This window comes from Dietzia sp. DQ12-76, assembly GCF_014145045.1.
Taxonomy (GTDB): domain Bacteria; phylum Actinomycetota; class Actinomycetes; order Mycobacteriales; family Mycobacteriaceae; genus Dietzia.
The window spans coordinates 1-4928 of sequence record NZ_JAALDV010000227.1 but is presented as its reverse complement, the minus strand read 5'-3'; the positions used below and the strand labels follow the sequence as shown (position 1 = coordinate 4928).

The 4928-nt window shown below is 71.1% G+C and carries 5 protein-coding genes; 1 reads left to right on the top strand and 4 read right to left on the bottom strand.

The window, feature by feature from the left end; translation table 11 throughout:
* Positions 1-69 precede the first annotated feature (69 nt).
* Genes G6019_RS08680 through mptB form a run of 4 tightly spaced genes read right to left on the bottom strand, consistent with a single transcriptional unit; the run spans position 70 to position 4440 of the window.
* Entirely contained in the window at positions 70-1068 is a 999-nt protein-coding gene (locus tag G6019_RS08680; RefSeq protein ID WP_156607173.1) for a COX15/CtaA family protein, read from the bottom strand.
* 38 nt (positions 1069-1106) lie between these two features.
* Positions 1107-1898, bottom strand: a complete 792-nt coding sequence (locus G6019_RS08675) for an ABC transporter permease (RefSeq protein ID WP_107756499.1) — start codon at positions 1896-1898, stop codon at positions 1107-1109.
* Positions 1895-2830: an ABC transporter ATP-binding protein gene (locus G6019_RS08670; RefSeq protein WP_107756498.1), complete on the bottom strand. Its 936-nt coding sequence runs from the start codon at positions 2828-2830 to the stop codon at positions 1895-1897. Before G6019_RS08670 ends, G6019_RS08675 begins: the two co-directional genes overlap by 4 nt.
* The gene (gene mptB, locus G6019_RS08665) at positions 2827-4440 is read right to left on the bottom strand and encodes a polyprenol phosphomannose-dependent alpha 1,6 mannosyltransferase MptB (protein WP_182612264.1); all 1614 of its coding nucleotides are present in this window, start codon (positions 4438-4440) and stop codon (positions 2827-2829) included. The genes G6019_RS08670 and mptB overlap by 4 nt, the downstream gene beginning before the upstream one ends.
* A gap of 166 nt (positions 4441-4606) precedes the next feature.
* On the opposite strand from mptB, the gene G6019_RS08660 reads away from it, so the two are divergent.
* Positions 4607-4928, top strand: a 322-nt coding sequence (locus tag G6019_RS08660; protein WP_309230193.1) for a helix-turn-helix transcriptional regulator, incomplete at its 3' end; no start/stop codon positions are given.

Genomic DNA, 4928 nt, shown 5'->3' with positions numbered 1-4928 from the left:
GGCCCCGCCGCGGCGGGGCCGTTCTCCGTTCGATCATCGGTGCGGGTGCGCGCCGGCCTGTCGGTCGGGTCACCCGGTCCGCGGGCTGGCCACCGCGGGCTCCCGGATGACGGCCGAGGCCCAGAGAGCTCCGGTCACTGCAGTGATCGCCCCGGCCAGCGTCACGTGCACCACCACCAACATCTCCGGCACCCCCAACTGATACTGGGTGATCCCCACGACTGCCTGAGCCGCGATCAGGGCGATCAGTATCAGGCAACGCCGGATGGCCGGCCCCTGGGCACGTAGTGCGAGGAGGCCGAACGCCAGGCCGATGAGCAGGCAGACGTATCCGACCATGAGTTCCGCGTGGAAGTGGACCAGCCACTGGATCGGCATCTGGAGGCGGTCCGCGGCCCCGATCCGGGCGTCACCGGCGTGGGGGCCGGCCCCGGTGACCATGGTGCCGGTCACCAGCACCCCGGCCAGGAGCACGGCGGAGAGCACGATGAGCCAGGACAGCGGTGGGGGCAGGACGCGGCGGGCGGGGGAGTCGTCGGACTCACCGACCCGGACGAACAGGATCGCCGCGAGCCAGGCCAGGATCATCGACGGCAACAGATGGAGCGCGACGGTCCACCACACCAGGCCCGCCAGGACGGTGATGCCCCCGATCACCGCCTGCGCCACGATCCCCGCGGGCATGGCGAGGGCGAGCCAGATGAGCTCGCTGCGTCGCCCTGCGCGGAGCAGCGCGAGCAGCAGCGCGGCGGCCACCGCGACCAACACGAAGGTGAGCAGCCTGTTGCCGAACTCGATGGCCTGGTGCAGTGCGGGGCCCGCACCGGCGACGGGGACGAAGCTGTCCTGGTTGCACCGCGGCCAGGTCTCGCAGCCCAGACCGGACGCGGTCACCCGCACGGTCACCCCGGTGGTCATGATGCCGATCTGCGCCATGACGTTGGCCAGTGCGAGGCCCTTCTGCAGCCGGACCGACGGGAGCGGCAGACGGGCCAGCGGTCCCCTCGGTCCCGGGGGATCGCTCGTGGCCGGGCTGCCGGATTTCGGGGCGCGCGAAGTCGAGGTCACGCCCCCGATTCTAGGCGTGCGCTCCGGCCGCCCCGCGATCAGGTGAAGGAGAAGTGGCGTACGGCCAGTCCAGCGCAGACCGCGGTCCACCCGGCCAGCACCACGGCCGCCAGGGCGGGGAACCCTCCGTCGATGGACGTGACCAGCGCGCTGGTCAGCGCGTACGACGGGACGACGAGGAGGACCTCGTGGAGCCAGTCGGGCAGAGTTGCCACACCGATGGCCAGGCCGGCCGCGCCTATGAGGACGAACCAGATGAGATTGGCCAGCGCCAACACGATCTCGGCACGAAGCGTGCCCCCGAGCAGCAGCCCCATCGAGGAGAAGGCCACCGATCCGAGCGCGATCATCACCGCGCCCACCGCCAGACCCGCGACCCCGGGGCGCCAGCCGAGGCCGGCCGCGATCACACCGAGCAGGACGGCCTGTCCGGCGACCAGGATCATCGTGGCCAGTATCTTGCCCACGATGATGACGGCGGACGGGAGGGGGGTGCCGCCCAGCCGCTTCAGCGCACCGTAGCGACGATCGAATCCCACGGCGATGGCCTGGCCGGTGAACGCGGTACCCATGACGGAGAGGGTCAACACCGCGGTGATCGCGTAGTCGATCCTCGGCTGCGGGATCGAGCCGAACTCGATCGCGGTGAGCGCGAACAGGACCGCGACGGGAATCACGAGGGCGACCAGGAGTTGCTCGCCGTTGCGCAGGAAGAGCGTCAACTCCATGCGGGTCTGCGACGCCGCCATCCGGGGGAGGGTGGCGGGAGCGGACGGCCGGGCGAACGTCCCCGGCGCGAAGCGGTTGGTCCCGGTGGGGGTGTCGGTCATCGCAGGTCCCGTCCGGTCAGGTCGAGGAAGACCTCTTCGAGGCTTCTGGAGCGGGTGGCCAGGGAGGTGAGTTGGACTCCGGAGTCCTCCAGTGCCGCGCACAGGCTGGTCATGAGTGCGGGGGACACCGGGCCGTGGACCTCGAGGATCCCGGCCGCGGCGCCCGCGGTCACCGTGTGGTCCGGTCCGAGGGCGCGGCTCAGCAGCGTCGGCGAGGCCTCGCCGTCGACGACCAGGGTCACGCCCTCTGACGTCCCCGCCCTGGCGAGTTCGGTCGGCGTCCCGGCAGCCACTCGGCGACCGTGGTCGATGATCACCACCTCGTCGGCCAGGGCGGCGGCCTCGTCCATGAGGTGTGTGGTCAGCAGGACGGCCGCACCGTCCCGACGCAGTGCCCGGACCAGGTCCCACACCGCCCGCCGGGACTGGGCGTCGAGTCCGGCGGTGGGCTCGTCGAGGAACACCAGTTCGGGTCGGCCGATCACCGCGATGGCGAGTGAGAGCCGCTGTTGCTGGCCACCGGACAGGCGCCGGTATGGGGTGGTGAGGTGATCGCTGAGTCCCAGCTCCTCGAGCAGCCAGTCCGGGTCGAGGGGGTCCGCGTAGTAGGAGGCGACCAGACGGACCATCTCCCCGACACGCGCGGCGGGGTAGGCCCCGCCGCCCTGGAGCATCATCCCGATCCGGCTGCGGACGCGCTGGCGATCGGAGACGGGGTCGAGGCCCAGCACACGGAGGGTTCCACCGTCCGGCCGCAGGAACCCTTCGCAGACCTCGACCGTGGTGGTCTTGCCGGCTCCGTTGGGACCGAGGAGCGCCATCACCTCGCCGCGGCCGAGCCGCAGGTCCAGTCCCGCCACGGCGGTGGTCTGTCCGAACCTCTTGACGAGTCCCTCGACGAGTAGCGCGGGGGAGTCGGTGGGTGAGGTCACGGGAGCATTCTAGGTCGCTCCGACGACCGCGAGCGCAGCAGCCCCGGCCAGCGGAACATCGCGATCAGCAGGATCGACACCGCCACCACGGTGGCCACCCATGCCTGGACGGTGACGAACGGCGGCAGGCCCGCACCCGGCGGGAGGGTGAAGCAGGCCAGCACGGCGCTGACCGCCACCACGGGAACACGGAACTCCACCCTCGACGCCCACGCCGCGAGCGGGATCAGGGCCCACAGGACGTACCAGGGCTGCACGACGGGGAAGCACAGGACGATGGCGGCCATCGACACCCCGAGTCCGCCGACCGGATCGATCCGCCCCGCGGAGACGGCGAACAGCATCCTGACGGTGACCACGCCGGCGATCACGAGCGCCGCGGTCTGCACCATCACCAGGATCTGGGCCGTGTGGTCGCCCAGCCCCAGGTACTGCCCGATCCCGCCGACGATCACTCCCAGGGCGGTGGGCGGGGAGAGCCAGCTCCGCAGCGACGTGGCCGCCCCGAGCTTGGTGATCCACCCGAGGCCGGACGAGGTGACCAGCATGGCCAGCCCGGTGGTGGCACCGCTGATCACGACCATCACCAGCGCGGCCCGCACGGTGGCGAGGGAGCCGCCACCCCACCGTCGGGCGAGCGCCATCCCGACGAAGCCCAGGGCGACGACGGTGGGAAGTTTCACCAGTGCCGACCCGGTGACAAGGACGGTCCCGACGATGAAGAGCACGGTGGTCCGTGGCCCGGACTCGAGGGAGTCCACGGCGCGCAGGGCCAGGACGAGCCCGACGGCCAGCAGTCCCATCATGAGGGACTCGGAGTGAATCCCCGACACGAGATGGAACAGGACGAGGGGATTGGCCACCGCCAACCAGAGCGCCGCCACGTCCGACACCCCGCAGTACTCGGCCAGTCGCGGGACCGCCCACCCGAGCATGAGTATCCCGACGATCGCCACCACCCGGTGCAGGATCGTTCCGGCCACCACGTCGTCCCCCGTCAGGGTGTGGATGACCTTCTGCACCCCGAGGAAGAGCGGACCGTACTGATTGGGGGTGTCCCGCCAGATGTCCGGGACGTTGACGGTCAACGCATGAGAGGTTCCCAACGCCGACACGGGGCCCAGTTCGTACGGGTCGTCGAGGGTGTTGCCGATGGCGCCCTGGGCCAGGTAGCTGTAGACGTCCTTGCTGAACATGGGCGGGGCGAGGGCGAGCGGCAGGGCCCACGAGGCGATGATGCGGTCGAGGGTGGCACGGTCGATCCGGCCGCTCAACCGTCCCCGGCGATCCCTGCCCAGGACGTACGGGGCCAGCAGCAGCCAGCAGAGTGTCACCACCACCATCCCGGTCATGACCACCGTCATGGAGGACTGCTGCAACCTGAGCCACAGCCCGATCAGGCGCTCGCCGGCGACGGGATTCTGCAGCACGGGCAGAGCGCCCGCGCCGAGGGCGCCCACCGACATGGCGACGGCGGCGGTGGTGCCGATCCTGCGGATCCGACCGAGGCGGGCCAGTTCCGCCGACGGTGGTGTCCCGGTGGATCGCTCCTCGGTGTGCAGCCGGGCCGTCACCACTCCCGCGCCGCGGACCGGGAATCTGGGTGCCACTGGCCTCAGCCTCTCTCCACGGTGGGTGCCGGAGGACTCCGCCCGGCCGCCGACGCCGGGTTCGCGGGGGTGGGAATATTTCCGTCACGAAGGTGTTGCGTAATATGACGTGGTACGTCCCCGACGGGGCGCACCGAGCATAGCCGGAAGGGAGAGTCAGTTGAGCGTGCAGCACGTCTACGAGAACGCCGCGCGACCCGACACCCGCTCGGCCGTCCGTGAACTCCTGCTGGAACGAGGGGCTCTCACCGCAGCCGAGATCGGGCAGGAGCTCGGGCTGACGGCGGCGGGCGTCCGCCGCCATCTGGATCAACTGGTCGAGTCCGGGCAGGTCGAGGCCACCCGAACCCGCCCGGCCGGCACCCGCGGACGCCCCGCCAAGGCTTTCCGGGTCACCGCGATGGGCCGCAGCTCGGCCCAGCACGGGTACGACCATCTCGCCGTGGAGGCCCTGTCCGCGCTACGGCGCGTCGGCGGGGCCACCGCCG

Coding starts and splice junctions, on each gene's coding strand:
- G6019_RS08675 (WP_107756499.1), bottom strand. CDS start 1,898: ATGACCGACACCCCCACCGGGACCAACCGCTTCGCGCCGGGGACGTTC.